The sequence below is a fragment of the Virgifigura deserti genome (assembly GCA_003576685.1).
GTDB lineage: Bacteria > Pseudomonadota > Alphaproteobacteria > Dongiales > Dongiaceae > Virgifigura > Virgifigura deserti.
On the sequence record QOZR01000005.1, the window covers coordinates 53,343 to 78,615 of the forward strand.

Below are 25,273 nucleotides of genomic sequence, written 5' to 3' on the forward strand. Positions count from 1 at the left end.
AACTGGAATCAGTAAATACAGGTTGGATGTTATAAAATTTCTTTTACCAATACTTCCTTTTACACCAGAGATAAGATTTTCTTATTTCACACGAGCGGGAGATCCCTATGACGGCATTCGACGATACGGCTGCGGCCGAGTTGGCACGCAAGGATCGGGCGCATGCCCTTCATCCCTGGGGCGAGGTCTGTCCGTCGGCGGACAACGGCTTCATGGTCGAGGGCGACGGCGCCTATATCCGCGACCTTGAAGGCCACCGGCTGCTCGACGGCGTCGGCGGACTGTGGTGCGTGAATATCGGCTATGGTCGGCGCGAGATGGCCGAGGCGATCGCCGCGCAAGTGATGCGCCTGCCCTTCTACAGCGCCTTCATCGACACGGCCTCGATCCCAGCGACAGAGCTGTCGGCCAGACTCGCCGAAGCGACGCCAGGCGATCTCTCGCGCGTGTTCCTGACGACCGGCGGCTCGACGGCGAACGATTCGGCGATCCGCTTTCTTCATTTCCTGTTCAACCGCACCGGCCGCGCCGGCAAGAAGCACATCATCACCCGGGCCGATGCCTATCACGGCAGCACCTATTTGACCGCTTCTGTCAGCGGCAAGTTCAGCGACCTGAGCGACCTCGACGTGCTGTCCGACCAAGTGCATCACCTGCCGTCGGTCAATCCCTATCGCCGTCCCGCGGGTATGAGCCTCCCGGAGTTCTGCGACGAGAAGGTTGCCGACCTGGAGCGCAAGATTCTGGAGCTCGGCCCCGAGACCGTCGCTGGCTTCATCGCGGAGCCGGTGCTGGCCTCGGGCGGGGTGATCGTGCCGCCGGAGGGCTATCATCGCCGAACGCTCGAGGTCTGCCGGAAGTACGACGTGAAATACATCTCCGACGAGGTGGTGACCGGGTTCGGGCGGCTCGGCCATCTGTTCGCGTCGGAATCGGTCTTCGATCTTGTTCCGGACATCATCACCTGCGCCAAGGGCCTGACCTCCGGTTATGTGCCGCTCGGCGCGATGATCCTGTCCGAGACCCTCTGCCGGGAGGCGAGCTGCGGCGAGAGCGCCGCATTCAGCAATGGCTTCACCTATTCCGGCCATCCGGTCGCCTGCGCCGCCGCGCTCACCAACATCGCGATTCTCGAACGCGAGGATCTGTGCGGCCATGTCCGGCGGCTCGCGCCTTATTTCATGGAGCACCTGGGGAGCCTGCGCGACCTGCCCCTGGTCGGCGACGTCCGCGGCATGGGCTTCCTCGCCGGCGTCGAGTTCGTCGCCGACAAGACGACCGCGCGGTCGCTGGCGCCGGAAGTCGGCATCGGCAAGCGGATCGGAGCGGCCTGCCGCCGCCGCGGCGTGATGGTGCGTCCGCTCGGCGCCGCCATCGGCATCTCCCCGCCCCTCACCATCGGCCGGGAGCAGATCGACATACTGGTGTCCGCCCTGCGGTCGAGTATTCTCGAGGCCGCCGATGAGCTTACCCGGGAAGGAGTCCGGCTTGCATCGTGACCCCGCGCTCGACCGATAGCCAAGCCTCGCGCGACCTGCCGCTCCATGCGCTCCGCGTCTTTGAGGTCTGCGCCCGTCACCTGAACTTCACCAAGGCCGCGCGGGAACTTCGGGTGACGCAGGCGGCCGTGAGCCAGCAGATCGCCGGGCTGGAGGCCTATCTCGGGCTGCATCTCTTCCGCCGGGTCGGGCGCGGCGTGGTGCTGACGGACGACGGCACCAGCTATCTGATCGCCGTGCGCGAGGCGCTGGCGCATCTCGATCTCGCCACCCGCAAGCTTCGTGCCCGCCGCGACGAGGCCGTCATCATCTGCAGCATCGCGACGACCATCGCGATGCGCTGGCTGGTGCCGCGGCTGCGCGGCTTCACCCTGGCGCATCCCGGGACCGAGGTGCGGCTCAGCATTACCGAGCGCTTCGTCGACTTCGCTCGCGAGGACGTCGATATCGCGATCCGTTACGGCGCCGGCACCTGGCCGGGCGTGGTCAGCGATCTTCTGTTCCGCGAGAGTCTCGTGCCGGTTTGCAGTCCCGAACTGTTGCGCGGCGAGCGCCCGATCGCGCGGCCGGCGGATCTTGCCGGACATACGCTGCTGCATTCGGCGAACAGCCTGCAGGATTGGGCGCACTGGCTCGCCGCCACCGGAACGAACGGGATCGACGCGAAGCGTGGCCTGATCTTCGATCAGCCGCATCTCGCTCTACAGGCGGCGGCCGACGCGCTCGGCGTCGCGATCGCCGACCGCTCGCTGGTCGAGGCCGAGATCGCCTCCGGCCGGCTGGCGACGCCGTTTGACGTGAAGCTGGCCAGGGCCGAAGGTTATTATGTCGTCGGTCCGGCGGCGGCGCGGGACAGCCTGCAAGTCGGCCCATTCTGGCACTGGCTCCTGGCCCAGGCGGTGACGAAATCATAGGACGAGAGCAGCGATGACCGAGCTGAAGGCTTATTGGCGGAATTTCGTCGGTGGGAAGTGGGTCGACGGCGCGCAAGGACGGCGCATCACTATCGAGAATCCCGCGACCGCGGAGCCGCTCGCCGAGATCGCGCGCGCCGAGGTCGAGGATGTAGACCGCGCCGTCACCGCCGCCCGCCGCTGCTTCGAAACCGGCGGCTTGACGGGCCTTCGGCCGGCCGACCGTGCCGCGCTGATGTTCCGGATCGCCGCGGAGATCGAGGTGCTGGCCGAGGAGATCGGCCTCGCCGAATGCCTCGACAACGGCAAGCGGCTCTCCGACGCGCGCGGCGAGGCGACCGCCGCGGCACGCTACTTCACCTATTATGGCGGCCTCGCCGACAAGCTCGAGGGGCGCTCGATCCCGCTGGGCGCCGGCTATGTCGACTACACCATCCCGGCGCCGTTCGGCGTCTCCGCCCAAGTCGTGCCGTGGAATTTCCCGATCGCCCTTGCCGCCCGCTCCTTGTCCTGCGCGCTGGCAACGGGCAACAGCGTGGTGATCAAGTCGCCCGAACTGTCGCCGCTCAGCATCTGCCTGCTGGCGCAGGCCTGCGAGCGCGCTGGGGTGCCGGACGGCGCGGTGAACGTGATCTGCGGCTACGGCAGCGATGCGGGCGCGGCGCTCGTCGCGCATGGCGATGTCGATCACATCGTCTTCACCGGCTCCGTCAAGACGGGACAGAGCATCCTGCGCGCCGCCGCCGAGCGGATCATCCCCTGCGTGATGGAGCTCGGCGGCAAGTCGGCCGGGATCGTCTACCCCGACGCCGATCTCGACCAGGCGGTCGCCAGCACCGCGATCGGCATCTTCTCCAACGCCGGCCAGATCTGCTCGGCTGCGTCGCGGCTCCTGGTCCATCGCTCGGTCCATGACACGGTGGTCGATCGGCTGGTCGCGCGCGCCAAGGACCTCAGCATCGGCCCGGGCATCGAAGAGCATGATCTGACGCCGCTGATTTCCGCCCCTCAGCTTGATCGGGTGGAAGCCTATTGCCTGGCCGGCGTACAGGCCGGCGCCGTCGCCGCCACCGGCGGCCGGCGCGTCACCGGCCGGCCCGGGCATTTCATGCAGCCGACGATCTTCACCGGCGTCGCCCCCGACATGACGATCGCGCGTGAGGAGATCTTCGGCCCGGTGCTGTCCGTCATGCCTTTCGACGAGCCGGCCGAGGCCATTGCCATCGCCAACGGCACCGATTACGGCCTCGTCGCCGGCGTCTATACCCAGGATCTCGCCCTCGCCCACTGGAGCGCGGAGCGGCTGGTCGCCGGACAGGTGTTCGTCAATGAGTGGTTCGCCGGTGGGGTCGAGACGCCGTTCGGCGGCACCAAGCGGTCCGGCTATGGCCGCGAGAAGGGGCAGGAAGCGCTGCTGAACTATGTGCAGACCAAGAACGTCGCGATCCGCCTCGGGAGCAGCCCGGGATGCGCCTGACGGAGACGGCGCCGCCCCTACTGCTGCGGTCGCAATTCTTCCAGCAGGCCGGGGATCAGGTCTCTGAACTCGCCGCCCGGGGTCGCTTCATCGTCTTGCGCGGCCGATCCCGCGTTGCCTGTCGGCGCGGGCTCGCCTCCCTCCGGCGCCTGCTGTTCCATCTCGCCGCCGGTCAGACCTGGAACCACTTCTCTCAGAAGGCCGCCAAGCGTCTCTCCGGGCTGGGCCGTGCCGCCCGAGAGCGCCGCGCCGCTGAGGCCGACATTCGGTTCGTCGAGAGGTCCCTGCAAGGTCACCGTCGCGAACGGCGTGTCCGGCGCCTGCTCGCCATAGACCTGCGCCACCATGTCGAGCGTCCAAGCCGCCAGATCGGCGCTCCCGACCGCCGTGGCGTGCACGCCGGTGCCGCTCAGCGTCGTGTCTTCCGTGCGCAGCACGCCGTCCTCGATGCGAAAGCTCCCGCTCAGCGCGTTCGGGCTGTCGGTGAAGGCTGAATAGAGCGCACCGATCCGCTCGGTCACGTCGAGGAGCCGCTCCTCCACCTCCCCACCCAGAAGGCCGAGCAAGGCCGACCCGACCTCCTGCTCCACCGGCGTCCGGACCGTGAGCGTCCCCTCCAGATTGCCCCCGCCCTGCAAGGCGCCGACCAGGTCGGCCATGCTCGCCCCCGCCGTTCGCAGGTCGGTGCCGACGGAAACCGGCCCGCGGACATGGTCGGCGAGCGTGGCACCCCGCATCACCTGATCGATGGCCACGCCGGTCGCGGTCAGGCTTGCCGTCGCCGCCGGGCGGTTGCGGCTCGCGAGTCGTCCGGTCATTTCGAGCGAGCCGCCATAGGCATCGCCCGTGAAGCGTTGGACTTCCAGTACGCCGTTCTCGAGCGTCATCGCGAGCCGCGGCTGGTCGATCCGGGTTTCGCCGAGAATGAAGGCGTCGGCCACCAGCTCGACATCGGCATCCAGCAGGTCAAGCGCGGACAGGTCGAGCGGTTCGGTCGACCAGCGCCCGCCCGCGTTTTCGCCGCCGCTCGCGTCATCACTTGCGGTGGCGGCCGGTTCGCCGGCGGTCAGCCAGCCGAGGACCATCTCGTTCCCCCGCAGATCGGCCGTCAGGCGGGGGCGCGTGCCGCCCGCCGCGACATCGACCGTTCCGGTCAGGCGCGTCGGGCCTGCCTGCAAGACCAGATCCGACAGGGCGAACGCCTCGGTGCTGCCCCGCGCCGCACCGGCCATGCTGAGGGCCCCCAGTGGCTCCCTTGGCCGCTGCTCGCCCTCAGCGAGGGCGGCGAGCAGCTCTCCAAGCTCGGGATGCGTCGCCTCGACCGCGACGTCGAACCGCGCCGGCATCGGCGTGACGGACAGCGAGCCGGTCACGCTGGCTTCACCGCCGAGTCCGGTCAAGGCCAGGTCGAGCCGCATGTCGTCGCCTCCGCCGGCCAAGGTACCCCCGATACCCAGCGCCCCGAGTTGCCCTGCCGCCGCTCCTCGAAGCCCCGCCAGCCTTAGAAGAGGCGCAGGTTCCTCCGCGTGCAGACTCAGGCGGGTATCGATCCGTGGCGTCGTCGCCAGCTCGGAGATCGTGCCCGCCAAGTCGCCGCGGCCACGGACTCCGGTCGCCGCGACGGACAGCTTGTAGGTTAGCCTGTCAGTCCCGGTTTCCGCGCTGCCGGTGACGGACAGGGCACCTAGCCCGGCTCCCGCCTGCTGCGGCAACCCAGCCAGATCGAGCAGCGGCCCCGGCTCGTCGGCCGCGATTTCGAAGGTCGTATTGAGGCGCGGAATGCCCGAACCGAGGCCGGCGGCGCTTCCCTCGGCCTGGCCGCGCGCATCGATCCCGCCGATCGTGAAGGCGACGTCATAGGCAATCTCGTCGGCGTCGCCGGAGAGCGTGCCGCCGAGCGCCAGCGCGCCAAGCTTGCCCGGCGCCGAGCTGGCCAGTCCGGCAAGCTCCATCACCCGGCCGGCGTCCTGGACCGTCAGGTCGAACTCCGTATCGAAGCGAGGCGTTCCGCTGATATCGGTCACGGTGCCGCTGAGCTTGCCCTGACCGCCGGCGAACTGCGTCACGCTCAACTCGCGCAACGTCAGGCTTCCCTGCTGCACGGTGCCATCGAGATGGATCCCCTGCAGGGTCTGCCGATTGTAGGTCAGGCTGCCGATCCGCATATCCAGATTGGCGGCGAGGTCGGCCAGAGGCGCCAGCGCATCCAGCGGCAGCCCCGCCGCCTGTCCCGCCAGCTCCGGTTCCGTCGCCGCACTGGCCTGGGTCGACGCGGTGCGGGGCAGATAGGCATCGAGGTTGACCTGATCCACCGCCAAGCCGACTCCGAATCCGGGCGTCCGGCGCGGTCCGGTCGGCAGCGCGACGACGACGCCGCCGCGCACATGCGAGGAATCGAGGCGAAGATCGATGTCGGCGATCTCGACGGTGGCGGGCGTGGCAGTGACGCGGCTGACGAAAGACATCCGACGCAGTCGATCGGAGGGCACCTCCGGCAGGCCGAACTCGAGCCATGCCAGCAGACTGCGGAAATTGTCCGAACTGGCCTCGACCGAGCCGGTGAAGCGCGGCGCGCCCTCCGCAGCGGCCAGGGTCCCCGCGATCGCGATATCCGACCCGCCCGGCAGCAAGGCGCTCATCCGATTCAGTTGAAGCGTCCCATCCGACAGGGTGGCTGCGAGCCGCAGATCGTTCATCAGCCCGCCCCGATAGGTGACGGCGACGACCGTGAGATCGATGTCGGCGTCGACGTTGCCCGGCAGGGCGAAGTCCCCGCCGCCCGACGCATTATTTCCTGCCTGGGTTTCCGCACTGGGGGATTCTGTTTCGGACTGGTTCGCGCGCGCCGTTCCGCCGTCCAGAAGTGGATCGAGATCGAGTCGGTTCACGGTCAGCGCGATATCCGCCTTTAGTGGAGCGCCGGGAATGACCGTCACCGTGCCGGACCCGGTGGTGTCGCCGAGTTGCACGGACAGGTCATTCAGCGCCACCGCGGTGGCCGTCGCGTCGAGATTGCCCGTCAGCGCGAAGGCCTGGTCGGCGGCGGCCTGTCCGCCCGTCCCTGACGACAGCGCCGCGAGCAGCCCACCGAGATCGGCGGCATTGCCCTCCAGCCGGCCGCGGATCCGACTATCCCCCCCTTGGAGGCGCAGGCTCCCGACGAACTGCAGGGCGGCATCGACGCGCGCAAGGCCTGCATTCAGGCGCAGCGACGCCGTTTGCCCGCCCTCGATCCGGCCGGTCCTGACGTCGAAGGTCACCGGCTCGCCGTCGACCAAACCTTCTCCGGTCGCACGGAACGGGCCACGCAGCGTTTCGGCGGCCACTTCGGCGTCAAGCTGCTCGACTCTCCGCTCGGTATCGGCGCCTAGATCGCGGTAGATGATCGTGCCGTTCTCGATCGAAACATCGTCGAGGCTGACGTTGAATCCAGTTTCCGCCCCCGCGGGCGCGCTATCCGGCGCGTTCGTCTCGCTCGCACCGAATTCCCAATTGTTGCGGCCATCGGCCGTGGTCTCGAGCAAAATCGTCGGGTTGACCAGGACGACCTCCTCGACCTGGATGTTCCCGCGCAGCAGTGGCCAGAAGGCGACGCGCACCCGAAGCGTGTCGAGTGTCGCCATCTCCGGCGCGCTGCCTTCCTCCATATTGGCGAACCGGACCCCCTCGGCGGACAGCGTCGGCGTCGGAAGAACGCGCACCGAAATGTCGCCCGTAATGTCGAGATCCCGCCCGGTGCTCTGCTCGACCGTTGCGGCTATCTCTTGCTTATAGCGGTTCCAATCGACGAAGCTAGGGCCGATCAGGATGGCCGCGACCGCCAGGACAAGCAGGATGCCGAGGGCGATCAAACTCTTGTTGAGCATTCCAGGTGCATCTCCGATCTGGTTCGCGAACGGCAGAATGCGCGGCGCCATTTGCACCGGCAGCGAATTGCATTACTCTGATCGCCGGGGCCATACGCGATCGTTTCCGACCTTCGTGTCGGCAGGAGCAGTATCAGTATGGGTGAAGTCGTCAACCTCAACAAATACCGCAAGGGGCGGCAGCGTTTGAAGGATGAGAAGCTCGCCGCCGAAAACCGGGTGAAGTTTGGCCGCAGCAAGGCGGACCTGAACCAGACCCAGGCCGAGATCGAGCGGGCGAGCAAGGAACTCGACGACAAGCGCCGAGAGTAGCGGCGCCGCGAATAGCGGGCGGGACTCCCGCAACGGCTGTCCTCTTGGTGCATCCGACGTTCCGCTCGGGCGCGTCCTTATCGCCGGCTTCGCATCAGCCAGTCGGGCTTGGCGAGGCGGTCCTCACGTCGACGAAATTCGGAGCATGACGCCCGACCTGCCACGGGCGCAAGATCGTTGAACCATAGAGGCACAGAGAAGACTTCGCCCTCTGCGCCTCTATGGTTAACGCGTCCTAGCATCGTCGCTCGAATGTCAGCAGCACCACCGCACCGTCATCGAATGGTATCCATGACGCCGATGATCATATCCACCGCCATGCCGTCGCTCGACAGTGGGCAGTCGATCGATTCGAACCGACGAAGATCATTGTCGGGGAACGCAAGGGAGCCGACGCACCGGCGGCAGGTCTTGGCCTCGATTATCGAGCGGTAATAAGCGCCCAGGGCGTGTCCGTACTCCGCCCAACTCGAGTCCTTGACGGTTTCTCCCGTATAGTTCCGGCCGACCATCGCGATCACCTCCTCGCCGAGAAGGCGGAAGACGAAATCGCCGCGCGGAGTGACTTCGGTTAGAAAAAGATTTGCGATAATACTCTTGTGGTCGACGACGTCGAACATCCCCCTCGAGGGCAGCCGCCCGCCTCCCGCCATACACCACCAGTCGTAGAGATGCTTGACCTTCGCGCTATGGAACAGCGTCTCTATGTCGACAATGCTTTCTTCGATATCGAAGATCCGGTTGAAGCTTCCTTCATCCGCGGTCATCCCGCCCGACTCCCCCTTCCCTTCGCGCCCCCAGGCTGAATATCGCAGGTTGTAGGACTAGATTCTATTGCAAACTGATTCCATGCCGAATGCCGAAAACCTAACGGTGCGAGGATCCTTGATGCAGTGAGGACTGCAGTCGGGATGGCCCGTATGGTTGTGGAGAATAGTTTCCTACCACGCCCTGCCTTGTCGCAAAAGTTCCGTTCTGCGGCCTTGCAAAAGCCAGGCTCAAAACTGTCGCTTTAATCGGGAGCTCTGCGATAAACAGCGATCACCGCTTTGAGCCCTTTGCAGTCCATCAGGTAAGTCGGGAATCGGCGACGCAACCTCGAAGATGAGATGCCAACAGTGTGGAAGCGGCTTTGGCGCGCCCGCGCACGGGTGCGACCAAGAAGAACGCACCATCAGCAGAGATGGGTTGGTCCCGGAAAACTGCGAGCCGTCCTTCTCTCACGAGATCCCCTGTGTTCGAGATCCAACCTAGCATCACGCCCATGCCTGCGATTGCGGCCTGGGTAGCTTGCACATAATTGCTGAAGGTCCGGTCTCCTTGCCGGTTTCCCGATAGCCCAATCACCTCGAAATAGTCGTCCCAGCGGGGCCAGCAATCGTCCTCGGCCTCGACGTGCAGCAAGGTCGCTTTTTCCAGATCGCCAGCGCCGAAACGCGCGACGGCTTGCGGACTACAGACGGGAACCAGGCGTTCGCCGAACAGAAGCTCGCTCTTCCCATCGGTCCAGTCGCCAGAACCGTAACGGATGAGCAGGTCGGTATCGGTGGCAAACCTCGGAACGCCGGACGAGGTTACGACACGAACTGTCACGTCGGGATACCGGCTGTAGAACGCGGCCAGCCGTGGCATCAGCCAGTAGGTGCCGGTGCAGATGGTGCAGGCGACTGTCACCACATTCTGCTCGACTCTTTCCATCGCCTTGATTTGGTCTATTGCCCGCCCGATCTGATCTATCCCGTTCGACACGGCCCGGAACAGAATCTGCCCGGCTTCCGTCAAGGCGGCTGGCCGCATACGACGATCCAGCAGCTTTGCGCCGATATGATCTTCAAGGCTTCTCAATGCCTGGCTAACGGCCGGTTGCGTGACATTCAGCTCGGCGGCGGCGTTCTGGACCCCTCCTGTGCGAAGCACCGCTTCAAAAGTCGTGAGAAGACGGAGCGGTGGAAGGTCACGGCGCATCACTATAATTCCCAGGTTATATAGGATTAGAATTTCCGGTCTTCTAAGATTATGAGATTTCAGCAATTTTTTTCAATACGAAGCGAAATCATGTTGCTGGCTGATGACTGCAACATAAGCCCTATTGCAATTGCGGGGAAAAATGACCGCTGACGGATGACCAAATGAACCGGCGTGGAGAGCTGAAGTGACGAAAGTTGAGGTATTGTTCTTCGATGTTCTGGGAACAGTTGTCGATTGGCGCGGCAGCATAGCGACAGAGGCGCGTTCCTTTCTGAAGCGCCACGACGCTTCGCATATCGACGCGGGTGCTTTTGCCGATGCCTGGGTCGGACGCTATGACGAATCGGTCGAGGCCGTTCGCTGCGAGCAGCGATCCTTTGTTCCGCTCGATCTGCTCAACATGGAGAACCTGGAAGCCTGCCTAAAAGGATTCGGGCTGACGCCATCGGCTTTACCGCGCGCGGAACTGGAAAACCTGAATCTGGCTTGGCACCGTCTGAAGCCGTGGCCGGATTCGGTGGAGGGTCTTTCCAGATTGAAGGCACGCTTCATCGTCGCACCGCTGTCTGATGGGAACACCCGGCTTCTGGTGAACATGGCAAAACATGCCGGACTGCCATGGGATACGATCCTTGGCGCTGATGTCTCCCGCGCCTATAAGCCGATGCCGCAGGTGTATCTTCGTGCCTGCGAGTTGCTGGGCGTGACGCCGGACAGGGCGATGCTGGTCGCTGCCCACGACTACGATCTAGAAGCTGCGCGCCGATGCGGGTTGAAGACGGCCTATGTCGTTCGCGAGAATGCGCAAGATCCGTCGAAGGCTGCCAATGTCAGGCCGCACGATGGTTGGGAATACATGGCAAGCGACCTGATCGAACTCGCTGAGGTTCTGAAGTAGGTTGCGAGGGGCGCTCCGGCATCCGGTCGCAAAAATCCTGACATTGGTGGCGAGATCGGCGGCGGTGAAAGATCAAGGCATCTCCGTCGCGAAAGTCAGGTGCGAAAGTCGGCGTTCTCGGCAATGCCGGAGAGAAACGTCGCCAGCATTCGGCCGTTCTACGCCTTCGACCCCAAGGCAGCTCAACCGCTGCGCGATGGCAATCACCCACGAGACCGCGCGGACCTATTTGAAACGGATTCTCTCCAAGACGGGAACCGAGCGGCGATCGGAACTCGTCAGTCTGCTGCTGCGGAGCGCGAGCTATCCACCGCACTCCGCCTCCCGGCGGTCCGTCGTGAAGGACCCGTCCGGTCGGCGGTAATAGATTACGGTCAAGGTAGCCAGGGTATCGGAGTCCGGTCTGTACATCCGGCACCCTCCATCATCGTCGCCGAGCGGCACCATGTAGAGATGCTCGTGAAGGCGAACCGTGCCGGCCGGAAACTGTGCCTCTTCACCCGCTGTTCCTCCGTCTCCTCCGATCGCCGGTTGGCGCTGATCGCAGGCCACCGATGCGAGGAGCCCGCCCAGCCCTAAGAGCGCGCGCCGTCGTCCTGTCATTCGCATTTTCTTTCTTAGATCAAAATGGAACGCCAAGCTTGACGCCGAGTCCGAATTCCGTATCGGCGTCCGGATCATGATTTGGCTCGATCCGGGCGTAGCTGCCCGCAGCATATGTCAGGCCAAGGTCCTCGATACCGCCGGAATAGACCATCTGAAGCGCCGTTTCGTTTCCATGGGGCGACACGTCGACCCGTTCTTCCCGATAGTGGACGGCCCCCTTCCGGTCGTCGGACACGGGGACCCTCAGGGTGATCGTGCTGTCATCCACCTTGAAGGGCTGCGACACCACGAACACGAGTCGATCTTCGCCGAAGATCTCTGAGATGCTTGCGCCGACCCCGAAGGAACGACCGGCACTGTCCGACCATTCCGAGACGAGGCCACTCCCGCCGACATTTATGTCGGAGGTCCCGACGGTGACGCTGCCGAACAGCGCTACCGTCGTAGCGAGATCATAGTTGACGGAGAACGACAGATACCGCGTCCGCGATTCGAGGCCGCCGCCCAGCGCGCCGTCGGCAGCCGAGCCCAGCGCGCTCTTGTCCTCGGAGAGAAAGCCGGCCTCCCAGTTCAAGGCCAAGCCGTCCAGAATGCTGTGTGTCATTCCCAGATTGCCCAGGGTGGCGTCGCCTTCTTCCAGATTGTCGCCGCTTTGCCATCCGAACTGAACCACGTTGCTGTCATCGATTCTGTAGGACAGGGCCGCTCCAGTGTTTCCGAAGACATAGGATGAATATGGCGCGAACGCCGCTTGCAGCGGCAGCACGCTGTCCGGGACCTGGGCAAAGGCCGGGTGCGAAGCCGGGCCGCCGAGCATGCCGTCGCTGAGCCTGAATTCGGTGCGCTCATCCAGCGCCAGCGTCACCGAAAAGCTCTCGATCTCGTCGGCGCTCTCCGGCGAGAAGAACTCGCTTCGACGGATGTCGACATCCGATTCGCCGACCGCAAAAGCGACCGACCCAAGATCGGCGATCGGCGTTCGTACGGTTCTGCTCGGCAAGGCATCCACAAACGCTTCCAGACCGGACGGCTGCTCGCGTCCGCTGACGTCGCTCCCCAGATCGGAATAGAACTGGAATCCCTGGCTGTCATAGGTCAGGACGCTGTTCAGGGCAGCCTTGAGGGCGGTTGCATCGAACCCGGGCGCCAGATGCAGCGACGTCAATTCAACCGGGGCAAGGTTCCCGTCCGAAGTCGCCCCCGTCGGGACGCTGAGCGTACCGACCGGATTCATCGCCCTCGCCAAATTCATTCCGCCATGGCCGTAAATCGACGAAGCCCCCAGAGGGTCCGCCGTCGTCAAAAGGCGGTTGAGTATCTGTTCGGGCGGCTGGTTGGGAAAGGCCGCCATCAGGACGGCGAGACCGCCGGCAACATGCGGAGCGGCCATGCTCGTGCCGCTCATCGTGCCATAGCCGCCAAGGTCCGTGGAGTAGATACCGGAACCGGGGGCGAATATGCAGTAACTCGCCGTGTGGGCGCAGTGATTGCTGAAGGAAGCGGCGGCTGTCCCCGACCCGTTGAGCGCGCCGACGACGACGGCATGGCCGACGATCAGAGGATCGAGAACGTAGCTGGCCGGTGCCGCGGATGGCCCGAGAAAATTGCTTTCGTTGCCGAGAGCGACGACCATCAGCTTGCCGGCCTGGGCCGCTTCCGCCATGGCGCTGAAGACCTGATATCCGCTGTAGGTCAGCCCGCCGCCGCTGATCACCGCAGGATCGGGCGTGCCGAAGCTCATGTTCATGATATCTGCGTCGGCAGCCGGCATAGAGTTCCTGGTCAGCGGAACGGGACCATGCGGCGTTCCCTTGAATTGCAGATTGCCGTGGATGTCCGCTGCCAGATATGCACGGTCCAACCCAGCCGCCGACGCGATGGAAGCCGCGGCCTCGCTTGGGAACGTCGCGATCGGATCGATATTGGGCCCGAGGTCCGAGACGTTTCGGAATGCCTGGATGGCGACGAGATCCGCGTTATAGGCAACCCCATGAACGCCCCGGCCGTCCCGCCTGGCCGCGATCGTTCCGGCGACATGAGTCCCGTGGCCGTCCCTGTCGCCTTCGACGTCACCTTGGAAAGCGAATGACTGGGCCTCCAGATCCGGGTGCGTCTGATCGATGCCCGTGTCGATTACGGCGACCCGCACGTCCTCCCCGGCGGGCTTGCCCGTCGTTCGGACGGAGTAGGCTTCCGCGGCATGAATGATCGAAAGACCGTTGGCGTTCAGATATTCGTCGCTGCCGCTCCAGGCGGAAGGCGAGGAGCCCGTTGCCGGTTCCTCCAGAAGAGGCGGGCGGTCGATGTTGGGTGACGCGTCTTCGGCAAGGCCGCCGCCACCGCCGCACCCGGACAGAACCGCCGAAACAGTCAGCACGAGAACGGTTCTCACCCGATCTCCGATCATATGCCCTTCCCCCTGTCGAATCTCCAAGGCTTTTCCGCTGCCTCTTTTGCTATGGACGGCTCCCTTTGTTCTTCAGTTTCCTAGGCGGTAATTGCGAGGACGCCCTTGCCGACCGCTCCGAAGTGCTCGCCGACTCGGACAAGGACTGCTTCTGTTCGGAAATATCGGGCAGGCGGAAGCGTGCGAGCCGATAGACTGTACAACGGCTGCCTACAGACGACCACCGCAACGGGAAGACGCCTCTATGGATCGCGACGGATCTAACCGGGAGCGTCGAGATCTCCTAGCAACGCAATGGTTGCGTCGCTGGCGGTCGGGTTACGGCAGCGTCGGCCCCCACTTGCCCAGAGGGTCTTCCATCGGCGCATCGTCCTCGACCTCAACCGTGATGCGGACTCGCTTACCGCGCAGGCTCTCGAGGATCGGGTGCCGCTTGTCCGCGCTCCGGCTGCCGAGGCGAACGAGAAAGGCGTTGTCATACTCGCCCTCCACCACGCACCGGTCCAAGCGACGGCAGATCAGCACCTGCCCTGCCTCCTCATAGCGGAAGGAGTCCTCGGGCAGGACGGCGGTCATGCTGCAAATCTTCTGAAACATGCTTGTTGCCGGTGCATCGCCGCCTTCTCTCTGGGTTTCCGATCCGCAATGAATTGCACTCGACCATACGGTTCGGATAGCCCCATTTGGGGAGAGTCTTCGCGCTTGGGAAGGAGACTGCGACCGCGCTCTCGCGGTTATGGCGGGCGTCAGAAATACAGGTGCCGAACTGCCTCGGCCTCGATCAGCTCTTGCGTCCGGCCCTCGGTGATCACGCGCCCCTTGAGGAGAACGTACCCGCGGTCGGCGACGCGCAGCGCCCGTTCGGCGTTCTGCTCGATCAGCAGCACGGTCGTGCCGCTCTCGCGCATCTGGCCGACGATCTCGAAATACTCGTCGATCAGACGCGGCGACAGCCCGAGCGACGGCTCATCCATGATCACCAGCTTCGGCCCGCCGATCAGCGCGCGCGCGAGAGCGACCATCGCCTGCTCGCCGCCGGACAGGGTACCGGCCGCCTGCTTCAGGCGCTCCCGCACCCGCGGGAACATGGCCCCCATCTTGTCGAGTCGGGACTCGAACGCGTTCCCGCCGCCAGCCGCCTGATAGCCCAGCCAGAGATTCTCGCGAACCGTCAAATCCGGAAACAGCCGGCGCCCCTCCGGCACAAGACCGACTCCGAGCGCGGCGACCCGCTCCGTTCCGATCTTCGCGACCGGTCGTCCCATGACGGAGACTTGGCCACGGGCGGCGGGCACGAGCCCGGTGATCGCGCGAAAGGTGGTCGTCTTCCCGGCACCGTTCGGCCCCAGCAGGCAGACGACCTCTCCCTCGTCGACGCGCAGCGAGACCTGCCTGAGCATTGGAACGCGGTCGTAATATGTGTCCACGCCTGCGAGTTCAAGCATGGGCGGTCGCGCCTCCCAGATAGGCCTGCTGGACGCGTTCCAGAGCGCGGACGCTCTCGAACGAGCCCTCGGCGATCTTCCGTCCGTAATCCAGAACCATCACGCGGTCGGGCAACTCGGCGACGAGGCTCATATCGTGCTCGATGATCATGATCGAAAGATCGGAACGCTCCTTGCAGACGGTGCGGATGTCACGCACGAGCGCCTTGGTCTCCCGGTCATCCATTCCAGAAGACGGTTCGTCGAGCAGCAGCAGCTTCGGCTCGGTCGCCAGGGCCCTGGCGATCTCCAGCCGACGACGATCGGCCTGGGCAAGCTCGCTGGCGCGCCGGTATCGCTGCTCGAAGAGGTCGACGGACACGGTCCGGAGGAGGTCCGCCGCCCTGCGGGCCGCATCCTCCAGCTCCCGCCGTGCGCGCCCATAGCGCAGAACGGCATCGAGAACGCCGGTCTTCGTCCGCGTGTGCAGCCCGATCACCACATTGTCGAGAACGCTCATATCGGCGAAGAGGCGGCTCGACTGGAAGGTGCGGGCAATGCCAAGCTCGACGATTCGATGAACCGGCCGGCCGTTCAGCTCCGTTCCGGCGAAGCGCATCCGCCCGGCACTCGCCCGGTAGATGCCCGTGATCGCGTTGAACAGCGTGGACTTGCCGGCGCCGTTCGGGCCGATGATCCCGAGGATCTCGCCCTGCGCGAGGGTGAAGCTCACCCCTTCGAGCGCCGCAAGGCCGCCGAAGCGGACCGAGACGGCGTCGCACTCGAGCAGCATCGGGCTCATCCATGGCCCCCATATCGCCGCAGCCGCTTCGGGAACAGCCCTTCGGGGCGAACCATCAGCATCCCGATGACGATCACGCCGTAAAGAAGAAGCCGATAGTCCGAGAAGACGCGGAACTTCTCCGGGAGGACGGTGAGCAGGAAGGCGCCCAGGATCACGCCGAAGATGTTGTCCATGCCGCCGACGATGACCATCGTCATGATCGTCACGGACACGAGGAACGTGAAGTTGTCGGGCGAGATGTAACCGATATAGAAGGCATAGATCGTGCCGGCGAAGGCCGCCATGAAGGCATCGACGGCGAAGGCCAGCACCTTGTACCAGGTCACGTTTATCCCCTGGCAGCGGGCCGCGAGTTCGTCCGTGCGCAGGGCGTTCCAGGCGAGGCCGATCCGAGAGTGATGCAGGCGCCGCGCGACGACGATGGACAGCCCGATCAGCGCCAGCGCCGTATAATAGAAGTTGGCTTGGCTCGGCAGGCGAAAACCCAGGACCTCGATCGGTTCGGCGAAGGAATGTCCGAAGAGCGTGGGTGCCGGAATCCCGACGAGGCCGTTCGGGCCGCCTGTCCAGGTCACGTTGTTGATGACCTGATGCACGACCACGCCGAACGCGATCGTCACCAGGGCGAGATAGGATTCGCGCGTGCGCATCGAGGGCACACCCAGAACGAAACCGAAGAAGGTGGCGACCATCGCGGACGCGACCAGACCGCCCCAGAAGCCGATGCCGAAGTGAATGGCGAGAAGCGCCGACGCATAGGCACCGATGCCGTAGGATGCACCGGTGGCGAAGTTCGGGATGTTGGCGCTGCCGAGCTGGAAATTGAGGGCGAGCGCAAGCACGGCATACAGCTCGGCAATGATCAGGAGATGCAGCACATAGCTGTCGCCGCCGAGGAAGAAGGGGAATGCCACGGCAAGGGCGCCGCCCACCACGATCGCGACGAGGCGGGCCTGCGCGAACCAGTCGGTGATCCGCGTCTCGATCTCGGGATTCCGCTGAAGCCAGAGAAACCCGGCGCCGGCCGCCGCCAGCAGGCCGACGGTGACGATCCAGCTTTCGCTCGTGAGAAAGAGGAAGAGCAGCAGCGCAAGCAGCGCTTCGAGCAGGATCACGAACAGCCCGGGGCCGAGGAGACCCGGCGAGGCTCTCTCTTCGCTCGTATCGCGCATCGCCATGGATCAGACCTTTTCCGTGACGGTCCGGCCGAACAGGCCCGCGGGGCGGAAGACGAGAAAGGCAATCACCAGAAGAAAAGCGAACACCTGCCGATAGGCCGTCCCGTTCTCGATCGCTGCCTGGGCGAAGGTCTCGACCCCTGCGAGCAGCAGACCGCCGATCACCGCGCCGGGAATGCTTCCGAGCCCGCCGATAACCGCCGCCGAGAAGCCCATCAGGCCGGCCAGAATACCGAAGTCGAACCGCGTCACGCCGACATAGCTCGCATAAAGTAGGCCCGCGAGCGCCCCCGTCGCCGACGCGATGAAGAAGGTGTTTCGAAAGACCGCATTGGCGTCGATGCCCATCAGGCGGGCAGCCTCGCGATCCTGCGAAACCGCGCGGATCCGCACGCCGACTCCGGTCTTGCGAAGCAGAATGGAGAGAACGAGAAGAACCGCAGTTGCGGAAGCGACATCGAGAACCGTAAACCAGCTCACCACGACATTGCCCAGAGCGAAGGCGGGTTCGGCCAGCGGGGTCGGGAACGCATGCGGATTGCCGCCCTGAGGGAACAGGTGGCGGATGAGTTCGCGGATCACGATGCCGAGCGCGACCGTCGTCACGAGTGCCATCATCGCGGGTTTGTCCCGAAAGGCGCGAAGCACGAACCGGTCTATGGCGATCCCGAGAACGCCGACGGCCGCGATGGCGATGAGGCAGGCCAGAACGAGGTCGGCTGCTCCCCCGAACCACGATAGGCTGGCCAACGCAGTCTGGAGAATGGCGAGCGCCACGAAAGGAGCGACCAGCGAGATATCACCATGCGAGAAGTGAATGACGCCGAGCACGCCGAAGAGGAGGCTGAAGCCCACCGCAAGCAGCGCATAGATGCTCCCGAGGGCGATCCAGTTGATGAGTTGCTGAAGAATTTCCTCGGACATTCGTCCCCCGCCGGGGCCGGGCCCTGGCCTTCTTATGCTGAAATGGGCCCCCACAGCCATGCGGGGCAAGCAACGCTTTCGCGTGCAACCATGCCGGAAAACGTGTGGCAACGGTTATAGAAAGTTCTTGGCAAGGTTATAGATAGATTATCGTTTCACGGCCTCTTTCGTTAGCGAGAATGTTCAATCTGTCTCGCGAGGCTTATGCTTCTCCCGGAAGGTGAGGCACTTTGGCGCAAGAGGCTGGAGGTGCCGAGGCCTTCCGGGCAAGGCACCGCATAACACGGCATAACATGACAAAGGGAGAGCCTACATGTCCTCGATTGTGACCACAGGCCTGAAACGGGCCGTCGTCATCTCAGCTGCGATCGCCGCCGTCTGCGGCCTGTTTACCCCCAACGAAGCCGACGCGGAGACAATCAAGCTCGGATTCATTGGCCCGCTCAGCGGCGGAAATGCCCTGCAGGGAACGGGCGCGCGCAACGGCTTCCTGCTGGCGATCCAGCAAGCCAACGAAGACGGATATCCCTATGAGGTCGAGCCGGTCGCACTCGACGATGCCTCCGATCCCGCCACCGGCGTCTCGGCGGCGCTGAAGCTGGTGAACGACCCAGACGTGGTCGCGGCCATCGGCCACTGGAACAGCCCCGTGGCACTGGCGACGACACCGGTGTTCAATCGCTATCAGATGCCGTTCATCATCTGGGGCGCAATCAGCCCGAAGATCACCGAGGCCAATTTTCCCGAGGTGACGCGCGTTACGCCGACCCTCGCCCAGGAGAACAAGCCGCTCGCGGACTGGGTCGTGAAGACGCTTGGGCTCAAGCAGATTGCCATCGTTTCGGACACCAGCGACTACGGCGTCTCGAACACGGAGACCTTTCAGGACTATGTGACGGACGCCGGGGCGGAGATCGTTTCGACGGATGCGGCGCCCGTGGGCACGACCGACTTCCGGGCGATTCTCACCAAGGTCAAGGCGTCGCAGCCGGACGCCATCTATTTCGGCGGGGTCATCACCGAAGCCGCTCTCGTGCGCAAACAGATGCATAACCTCGGAATGGACATTCCGATGCTTGCGATCTCCGGCATCTATGACGAGAAGTATCTCGATATCGCCGGAGAGGCCGCGGACGGAACGATCGTCAGCTATCCGAAGGTCAAGAGCTCGGAAGCGCTCGATGCTTTCAACGAGGCCTATGAGGGCGCCAACTTCGACGATCCCGCAGGGCCCTACGCCAAATACGCCTTTGACGCGACGAACATCCTCCTCCAGGTAATCGAGGAGCACGGTCCGGACGATCGCGAGGCTCTGGCCAGCGCGATCCGCGAGATCGATTACAAGGGCGCCCTTGGTCGGACCACCTTCGACGAGAACGGCCAGACCAAGGTCCCCGTCGAAGTGGATATCTATGTCGCGAAAGGCGGCGAGTGGGTTCCTTGGGAGGCCGCAAACTAGCGGTTGCCGGACGACGCCTCCCTAATTGCGGTGCTGACGGCGCGGACAGTTTCAAGCTCTGTCCGCGCCTTCTTTGCGCGGCAAGGGCACTCAGTCCCCTGTTGATCCCACCGCGAGCGGGATACCATCGACCCAAATCGGGCCGGCAAGAGGGCAAGCGATGTCTGAGGCGCGCGTTTTTCCCAACTTCTCCTACACCTTGCGGCAGCTTCGCTATTTCACGATCGTCGTCGAAAGCGGCAGCGTGGCCGAAGCGTCGCGGCGGCTCAACATCTCGCAGCCTTCGGTTTCGCTCGCCATCAAGACGCTGGAGGAGAACTTCTCGACCCAGCTCTTCATCCGGCATCATGCGAGCGGCGTTTCGCTTACGCCCTCTGGCTTGCGGTTCTACCGTCAGGCGCTTGATCTTCTCCGCCAGGCGCGCGAGCTCGAGCAGAGCGTGTTCGCCGATAGCAACAAGGTCGGCGGACAGATCGAGGTCGGCTGCTTCGAAACCATCGCACCGCTTTACATACCGCGGCTGCTGGCCGGCTTCCGGCAGCGCTATCCGAACGTGCGGATCCATGTTCAGGACGGCGTGCAGAGCGATCTTCTGGCCGGTCTTGAGAACGGGGCATTCGACCTCGTCCTGCTTTACGACCTGGAACTCGGTGGAGCCTACCGGCACGCGCCGCTTCTGCCCGGCCTCCGCCCCCATGTCCTCTTACCGGAAAAGCACCGCTTCGCCGATCGCGCCTCCATTTCCCTGCGCCAGGTCGTAGAGGAGCCGCTGATCCTTCTCGACGTTCCGCCAAGCGGCAAATATTTCTGCGGGCTCTTTCAGGAAGTCGGCCTTGAGCCGAACGTCACCCATCGCTCGCCGTCGGTCGAGCTCGTGCGCGGGATGGTCGGCCAGGGGCTCGGCTATTCGGTCCTCGTCACCAAGCCCAGCACGAGCCTGACCTATGACGGCAATAGCGTGGTCGCGGTGCCGCTGCTCGATGATGTGAAGTGCTCTGATCTGGTTGCGGCGTGGCTGCAACGGTCGCGCCTGACCAAGCTGGCCCAAATATTCATCCACTTCTGCCAGGAGGAGCTTGGAACCTCGGCCGCGGTGAGCGCGGCCTAGTGCCTTACAACCCGACCTCTTCCAGGCGATCGGCGAGTCTGCGCAACATATCCTCGCACCGGCGTAGCTGATCAAGCGTCACATATTCGTCGGGCTTGTGGCCCTGTGCCATGCTTCCCGGCCCGCAGACCACGGTCGGAATGCCGGCCTCGTCGTAAAGCCCGCCTTCGGTGCCGAAGCTTACGGTCCCTGTCTTGTTCGCGCCGGTCAGCTCGCGCACGAAGGCGACCAGAGGCGTATCGGCCGGGCAGGCCAGCCCGGGGTAGGACGACAGTTCGCTGAACAGGATGTCGGCCCCCTGCCAACGGCGCCGCATGTCGGGAACGAGCTCCTCGGCGGCGAACCGCTTGACTTCGTCGACCAGCGCTTCGGCGCTCTGGCCCGGCAGGACACGCGCCTCGAAGTCGAAGCGCGCCCGGTCGGGAACGATATTCACGGCGGTGCCGCCGGAGACCACCCCGCACTGGATGGTGGCGAAGGGTGGGTCGAAGTCGGCGCTTCTCTCTCCTCCACTCTCCTCTCTCCGCGCGATCGCACGAATCCTGTGGATCAGCTCCGCGGCATACTCGACCGCGTTCACGCCATCGGGCGCATGGGCCGAATGGCAGGCGAGGCCCCGGACATCGCAGCGGACGGCAAGCTTGCCCTTATGCCCGGTCACCAGGCGCATCTCGGTCGGTTCGCCGATTATGCAGCCGCGCGGGCGGACCGGCCGCTCCCGCAGCGCAGCAATCAGGGGACGGACGCCGAGGCAGCCGACCTCCTCGTCATAGGAGAACGCCAGATGGATCGGTGTCTTCAGCCGCCGCTGCGTGAAATAGGGCACGCAGGCGAGGACGACCGCGATGAAGCCCTTCATATCGGCCGTGCCGCGCCCGTACAGGCGGCCGTCCTTGCGAGACAGGCGGAACGGATCGACCGTCCAGGGCTGTTCGTCGACAGGGACGACGTCCGTATGCCCGGACAGGATGATCCCGCCCACGTCTTCGGGCCCGATCGTCGCGAAGAGGTTCGCCTTGCGGCCGTCGTCCGACAGTTGAATCTCCGCTTTGACCCCGTGGTCGTCGAGAAGGTCGGCGATGAAGTCGATGAGCGCGCGGTTGGAATTCCGGCTGACGGTATCGAAGCCGATCAGGCGTTCGAGAATCTCGTCCGATGCCGGAAGCGTCCTGGCCGGCGCCCCTTCGGCTGTCATTGGTCCCCAGGAACGCCGTAGCTCGGAGCCAAGGCCGGCTTCAGGGCGCGGGCGACATAGTCCATCATCTGCGGCTCGTAGGCTCGCCACAAGGCGCTCAGCCGCGCCACCGGATCCTCGTCGTCCCAATCCACCCGCAGATCCACGAGCGGCCAGGAAAGCTCGCTGGCGACCAGCAGAGCGGCGGAATGAACCGGCCCCATCTCCCCGCCGCGCCCCACGCCCGCCGTGAGCCCGGTCAGAAGCCGCTCGGCCAGATGCCGGTCCTCGCCGGCCTGCTCGAAGGCCTCTACCATCGCTTGCGGCACTGCGTCGGTCGAAAGGAGATTACCCGCGGCAATGGCGTCGCGCCCCTTCGCGACGGCGTTCGTGCCGAGAATCTTCTCGCCTGTGTAATGAGCGGCCCGGCCATCGCAGTCGATCACGACCACCTGACGGTAGGCCCTGTCCTTCTCGCGCTCCATGAGCGTCCGTACGGCGTCTTCCGGGGCTTCGCCGCGCTCGAGGCAATCGAGGATGCTCGGACCCAGGGACGGAAGGGTCACGTTCTGCGTCGAGACGGCGCCCGCACCCGCGCGCACCCAGGGACACCGGCTTCCGACCGCGATGCTCGACGTCGTGATGGCCACGCCGACCATTCGCGTGCGGGCGCACCGCCCGACCAGGGAAAACGTCATGGCTAGGCCTCGTCGGCCGGAATGACGGCTTCCACGTCGATCTCCATCACCATCTCGGGTAGCGCCAGGCCGTTGACGATCAGCCCGGTGGAGCACGGGTAGACGCCCTTCAGCCACTTTCCGATCGTCCGGTACACGGGTTCGCGGTAGGCGCGGTCGGTGATGTAGATCGTGACCTTGCAGATATGCTCGAGCTTCGCCCCGGCCTCCTCGAGCAGAATCTTCACGCACTTCATCGCGTTGTCGGCCTGCGCTGCCGGATCTCCCGCCCCGACGAAGTTCCCGTCGAGGTCGAACCCAGTCTGGCCCCGCAGGAAGACCCGATTGCCGGCGCGCACGGCCATGCAAAGGTCGTTGTCCATGTCCTTGCCCGGATACATCTCGCGCGTGTTGAACTTTCGGATTCTGGTGTGCGCCATGCTGGCTTCCTTCGATTTACGGATATTGACGAAAAGGAATTAAACGGGCTCGGCGACCGACAATGGAGCGAATCGGCCAAAGGTCCGATTGCCATACAGAAGCGGCTCGGCCTCGCCGAGCTCGACGGCGGCCACATCGCCGACGAAGATGAAATGCGTGTTCCAGCGCATCGCCGAGCCGAGCCGGCAGTCGAACGCCACGAGTGGCTGATCGAGGACCGGCGCCCCGGTTTCCAGCGTGCGCCACCGGGCACAGCTGAACTTGTTCCCGTCGTCGGTCTTGGATCGGCCGGCGAAGGTGTTGGCGACGACCGCCGCCCCGGCGCGCAGCACATTCACGCAGAACACGCCGTTTTCCTGGATCGCGGCGCAGGCGGGGCTGAGATGATGGATGCAGACCAGAAGCCCCGGGCCGTCCGCGGAAACGGACGACAGGGTGCTCGCCGTCACGCCGGCCCGCCCGGCCTGGCCGTCCGTCGTCACGATGCAGACGGCATTGGGCACGCGGCCCATGCCTTCCGTGAATCTGTCGCGCAGCATCACCTCGTCCTCCGCCTTTCGATCTTGCCGACCTACTCCGCCGCCTTTTTCCGCTCCGGCGCCACCCTGTCCGAAAGCCCGGCAGACTTCTTGACGAAGTCGAGCGGACCGGAGAAGTCGAAGTTCCGGTAGACGGCACCAAGATGCGCGAAGGGCGGCGACTGCGCGAAAAGCTGGAAGGTCAGCCGGTGACCCGCATAGTCGGAGTTCAGGAGATCGCGGGCGAAGGCGAGAAGCTTGCGCCGATCCTCGGCGTTCCAATGCTCGTTGATCGAGTAGTACTTCTCCAGCCATTTACCGGTTTCTGGGTGACGGAACGCGGCCGCGTCCGGCGTCACGCAGATCTGGCCGCCGCACAGCTCGCGCGCGACATGCATCATCGCCGGCAGGTTGGAGCAGGCATGCACCCGTCCGGTGTAGAGCAGCGACTGGTTGGGCATCAGGAGCCCGCCCGGGCTGCGCTCGGTATGGGCGATCGCGGCGCTCAGATGCGCATTGATTCCCTCCCGATAGACCGCCAGCGTCGCCAGCTTCTCCTGCACCGCAGGCTGCTTCTCGAGGCCGGTCTGCCGCACGTTGAACAGGGCGGCGCCGATCATCATGTCGGCGAAGCGCAGAATCCGCTGCACGAAGGCAAAGGCGCTGTACCGGTGCAGGGTCGCACGGATGAACTGCGCGGCCCGCGTATGCCGGTAGAAGAGGACATTCTCCCAAGGGATCAGGACATTGTCGAAGATGAGGAGGGTGTCGATCTCGTCGAAGCGGTTGGCCAGCGGATAATCCTCCGCCGGGGCCCGGCCGGCGAATCCCGTCCGGCAGATGAACTTCAGGCCCGGCGAGGACAGATCGCAGATGAATCCGACCGCATAATCCGACAGTTCCGCATCACCCCAATTGGCGATCGTCGGTTTGGTGAAGGCCTGATTCGCATAGGCGGCGGCCGTTTCGTACTTGGCGCCGCGAACGATGATGCCGGCGTCGGTTTCCTTCACGACATGCAGCAGCATGTCGGGGTCCTGATCCTGGGGCCGCTTCGAGCGGTCGCCCTTGGGGTCCGTATTGGCCGAGACGTGAAACGGATCGCTATAGAGAACCCGGTCGATATGGGTGCGGATGTTCTTGGAGAATTGCGGGTCGACCTCGTTCAGGACGTCCTGGCCGTCATAAAGCGACCACATCTCCCCGACGGTCTCGTCCCCGACACGCGTGACTACGCCGGCCACGTCATCCAGAACCGCATCGGTCGCCCGCCGTTTCGCGACCCAATCCTCCTGCGTGGCCGGCAGCTTATTGGCGATCGCATGCTCGTTGCCGTCCTCGTCGCGATAGGTCAGCACGGGCTTCGTCGCCGGCTCGTGCTGCATATCGTAGATGCGGGCACGGATATCGACGAGCGGCTTGAACATGGGGTGCGCCGTGACGTCGGTCACGCGCTCTCCATTAACCCAGACCTCGCGCCCGTCGCGGATCGATTCCTTGTATTGCTCGCCTTTTCTGATCACGTCTCTCGCTCCCAAGGGAATCTGCCGTTCTTCGGTGCAGCGAGGATCGCAAAAGCGGCCTCATTACGAAATTATAGTTTTTCGAAAGACAGAGT

At 64.5% G+C, this 25,273-nt stretch carries 22 protein-coding genes; 7 read left to right on the plus strand and 15 right to left on the minus strand.

Translation table 11 applies throughout. The features are described 5' to 3' along the window. Positions 1-107 precede the first annotated feature (107 nt). Genes DT069_RS10115 through DT069_RS10125 form a run of 3 tightly spaced genes read left to right on the plus strand, consistent with a single transcriptional unit; the run spans position 108 to position 3,890 of the window. Complete coding sequence (locus tag DT069_RS10115) at positions 108-1,499, plus strand: aminotransferase (protein ID WP_119460192.1); 1,392 nt, start codon at positions 108-110, stop codon at positions 1,497-1,499. After that, complete coding sequence (gene gcvA / locus DT069_RS10120) at positions 1,496-2,413, plus strand: transcriptional regulator GcvA (RefSeq protein ID WP_162913111.1); 918 nt, start codon at positions 1,496-1,498, stop codon at positions 2,411-2,413. Before DT069_RS10115 ends, gcvA begins: the two co-directional genes overlap by 4 nt. Before the next feature lie 13 nt (positions 2,414-2,426). After that, complete coding sequence (locus DT069_RS10125; protein ID WP_119460194.1) at positions 2,427-3,890, plus strand: aldehyde dehydrogenase family protein; 1,464 nt, start codon at positions 2,427-2,429, stop codon at positions 3,888-3,890. Between the two features lie 17 nt (positions 3,891-3,907). On the opposite strand, the gene DT069_RS10130 is transcribed toward DT069_RS10125, so the two are convergent. Further along, positions 3,908-7,756: an AsmA family protein gene (locus DT069_RS10130; RefSeq protein WP_162913112.1), complete on the minus strand. Its 3,849-nt coding sequence runs from the start codon at positions 7,754-7,756 to the stop codon at positions 3,908-3,910. Between the two features lie 138 nt (positions 7,757-7,894). Here DT069_RS10130 and DT069_RS10135 point away from each other — a divergent pair, with 138 nt between their 5' ends. After that, entirely contained in the window at positions 7,895-8,068 is a 174-nt protein-coding gene (locus DT069_RS10135; RefSeq protein ID WP_119460196.1) for a DUF4169 family protein, read from the plus strand. Between the two features lie 275 nt (positions 8,069-8,343). Here the strand turns inward: DT069_RS10135 and DT069_RS10140 are convergent, their stop codons facing one another. Then, on the minus strand, positions 8,344-8,835 hold the full coding sequence (locus DT069_RS10140; RefSeq protein WP_119460197.1) for a PAS domain-containing protein: 492 nt from the start codon (positions 8,833-8,835) through the stop codon (positions 8,344-8,346). Positions 8,836-9,136: 301 nt separating this feature from the next. Continuing rightward, entirely contained in the window at positions 9,137-10,033 is an 897-nt protein-coding gene (locus tag DT069_RS10145; protein WP_119460198.1) for a LysR substrate-binding domain-containing protein, read from the minus strand. Positions 10,034-10,220: 187 nt separating this feature from the next. Between DT069_RS10145 and DT069_RS10150 the strand changes: the two genes are divergently transcribed. Next, positions 10,221-10,934, plus strand: a complete 714-nt coding sequence (locus tag DT069_RS10150; RefSeq protein WP_119460199.1) for a haloacid dehalogenase type II — start codon at positions 10,221-10,223, stop codon at positions 10,932-10,934. Positions 10,935-11,237: 303 nt separating this feature from the next. On the opposite strand, the gene DT069_RS24610 is transcribed toward DT069_RS10150, so the two are convergent. The 7 genes from DT069_RS24610 to DT069_RS10185 all read right to left on the minus strand — a co-directional run bounded on the left by DT069_RS24610 (position 11,238) and on the right by DT069_RS10185 (position 18,278). Next, complete coding sequence (locus tag DT069_RS24610) at positions 11,238-11,537, minus strand: hypothetical protein (protein WP_162913113.1); 300 nt, start codon at positions 11,535-11,537, stop codon at positions 11,238-11,240. 19 nt (positions 11,538-11,556) lie between these two features. Further along, entirely contained in the window at positions 11,557-13,932 is a 2,376-nt protein-coding gene (locus DT069_RS10160; protein ID WP_162913114.1) for a S8 family peptidase, read from the minus strand. A gap of 333 nt (positions 13,933-14,265) precedes the next feature. Further along, positions 14,266-14,523 (minus strand): hypothetical protein, encoded by a 258-nt coding sequence (locus DT069_RS10165; RefSeq protein WP_162913115.1) that lies wholly within the window; start codon positions 14,521-14,523, stop codon positions 14,266-14,268. Positions 14,524-14,693: 170 nt separating this feature from the next. Next, positions 14,694-15,392: an ABC transporter ATP-binding protein gene (locus DT069_RS10170; RefSeq protein ID WP_119460203.1), complete on the minus strand. Its 699-nt coding sequence runs from the start codon at positions 15,390-15,392 to the stop codon at positions 14,694-14,696. Then, positions 15,385-16,173, minus strand: a complete 789-nt coding sequence (locus DT069_RS10175) for an ABC transporter ATP-binding protein (protein WP_119460204.1) — start codon at positions 16,171-16,173, stop codon at positions 15,385-15,387. Before DT069_RS10175 ends, DT069_RS10170 begins: the two co-directional genes overlap by 8 nt. Continuing rightward, a complete protein-coding gene (locus DT069_RS10180) occupies positions 16,170-17,354 on the minus strand; it encodes a branched-chain amino acid ABC transporter permease (protein WP_119460205.1) in 1,185 nt (394 codons plus the stop codon). Before DT069_RS10180 ends, DT069_RS10175 begins: the two co-directional genes overlap by 4 nt. A 3-nt stretch (positions 17,355-17,357) precedes the next feature. Next, a complete protein-coding gene (locus tag DT069_RS10185; protein WP_119460206.1) occupies positions 17,358-18,278 on the minus strand; it encodes a branched-chain amino acid ABC transporter permease in 921 nt (306 codons plus the stop codon). A gap of 313 nt (positions 18,279-18,591) precedes the next feature. Between DT069_RS10185 and DT069_RS10190 the strand changes: the two genes are divergently transcribed. Beyond that, positions 18,592-19,737, plus strand: coding sequence for a branched-chain amino acid ABC transporter substrate-binding protein (locus DT069_RS10190; protein ID WP_119460207.1), 1,146 nt, complete (start codon positions 18,592-18,594; stop codon positions 19,735-19,737). 160 nt (positions 19,738-19,897) lie between these two features. After that, positions 19,898-20,845, plus strand: coding sequence for a LysR substrate-binding domain-containing protein (locus DT069_RS10195; protein WP_119460208.1), 948 nt, complete (start codon positions 19,898-19,900; stop codon positions 20,843-20,845). A gap of 4 nt (positions 20,846-20,849) precedes the next feature. On the opposite strand, the gene argE is transcribed toward DT069_RS10195, so the two are convergent. Genes argE through DT069_RS10220 form a run of 5 tightly spaced genes read right to left on the minus strand, consistent with a single transcriptional unit; the run spans position 20,850 to position 25,178 of the window. Then, a complete protein-coding gene (argE, locus tag DT069_RS10200) occupies positions 20,850-22,040 on the minus strand; it encodes an acetylornithine deacetylase (RefSeq protein ID WP_119460209.1) in 1,191 nt (396 codons plus the stop codon). Continuing rightward, on the minus strand, positions 22,037-22,717 hold the full coding sequence (locus tag DT069_RS10205; protein WP_119460210.1) for a DUF1028 domain-containing protein: 681 nt from the start codon (positions 22,715-22,717) through the stop codon (positions 22,037-22,039). Before DT069_RS10205 ends, argE begins: the two co-directional genes overlap by 4 nt. A 2-nt stretch (positions 22,718-22,719) precedes the next feature. Further along, positions 22,720-23,136 carry a RidA family protein gene (locus DT069_RS10210; protein ID WP_119460211.1) on the minus strand — a complete coding sequence of 139 codons (417 nt, stop codon included), beginning with the start codon at positions 23,134-23,136 and terminating at the stop codon, positions 22,720-22,722. Between the two features lie 39 nt (positions 23,137-23,175). After that, a complete protein-coding gene (locus DT069_RS10215) occupies positions 23,176-23,676 on the minus strand; it encodes a flavin reductase family protein (protein WP_119460212.1) in 501 nt (166 codons plus the stop codon). A gap of 32 nt (positions 23,677-23,708) precedes the next feature. Next, entirely contained in the window at positions 23,709-25,178 is a 1,470-nt protein-coding gene (locus tag DT069_RS10220) for a 4-hydroxyphenylacetate 3-hydroxylase family protein (protein ID WP_119460213.1), read from the minus strand. Between the last annotated feature and the right edge of the window lie 95 nt (positions 25,179-25,273).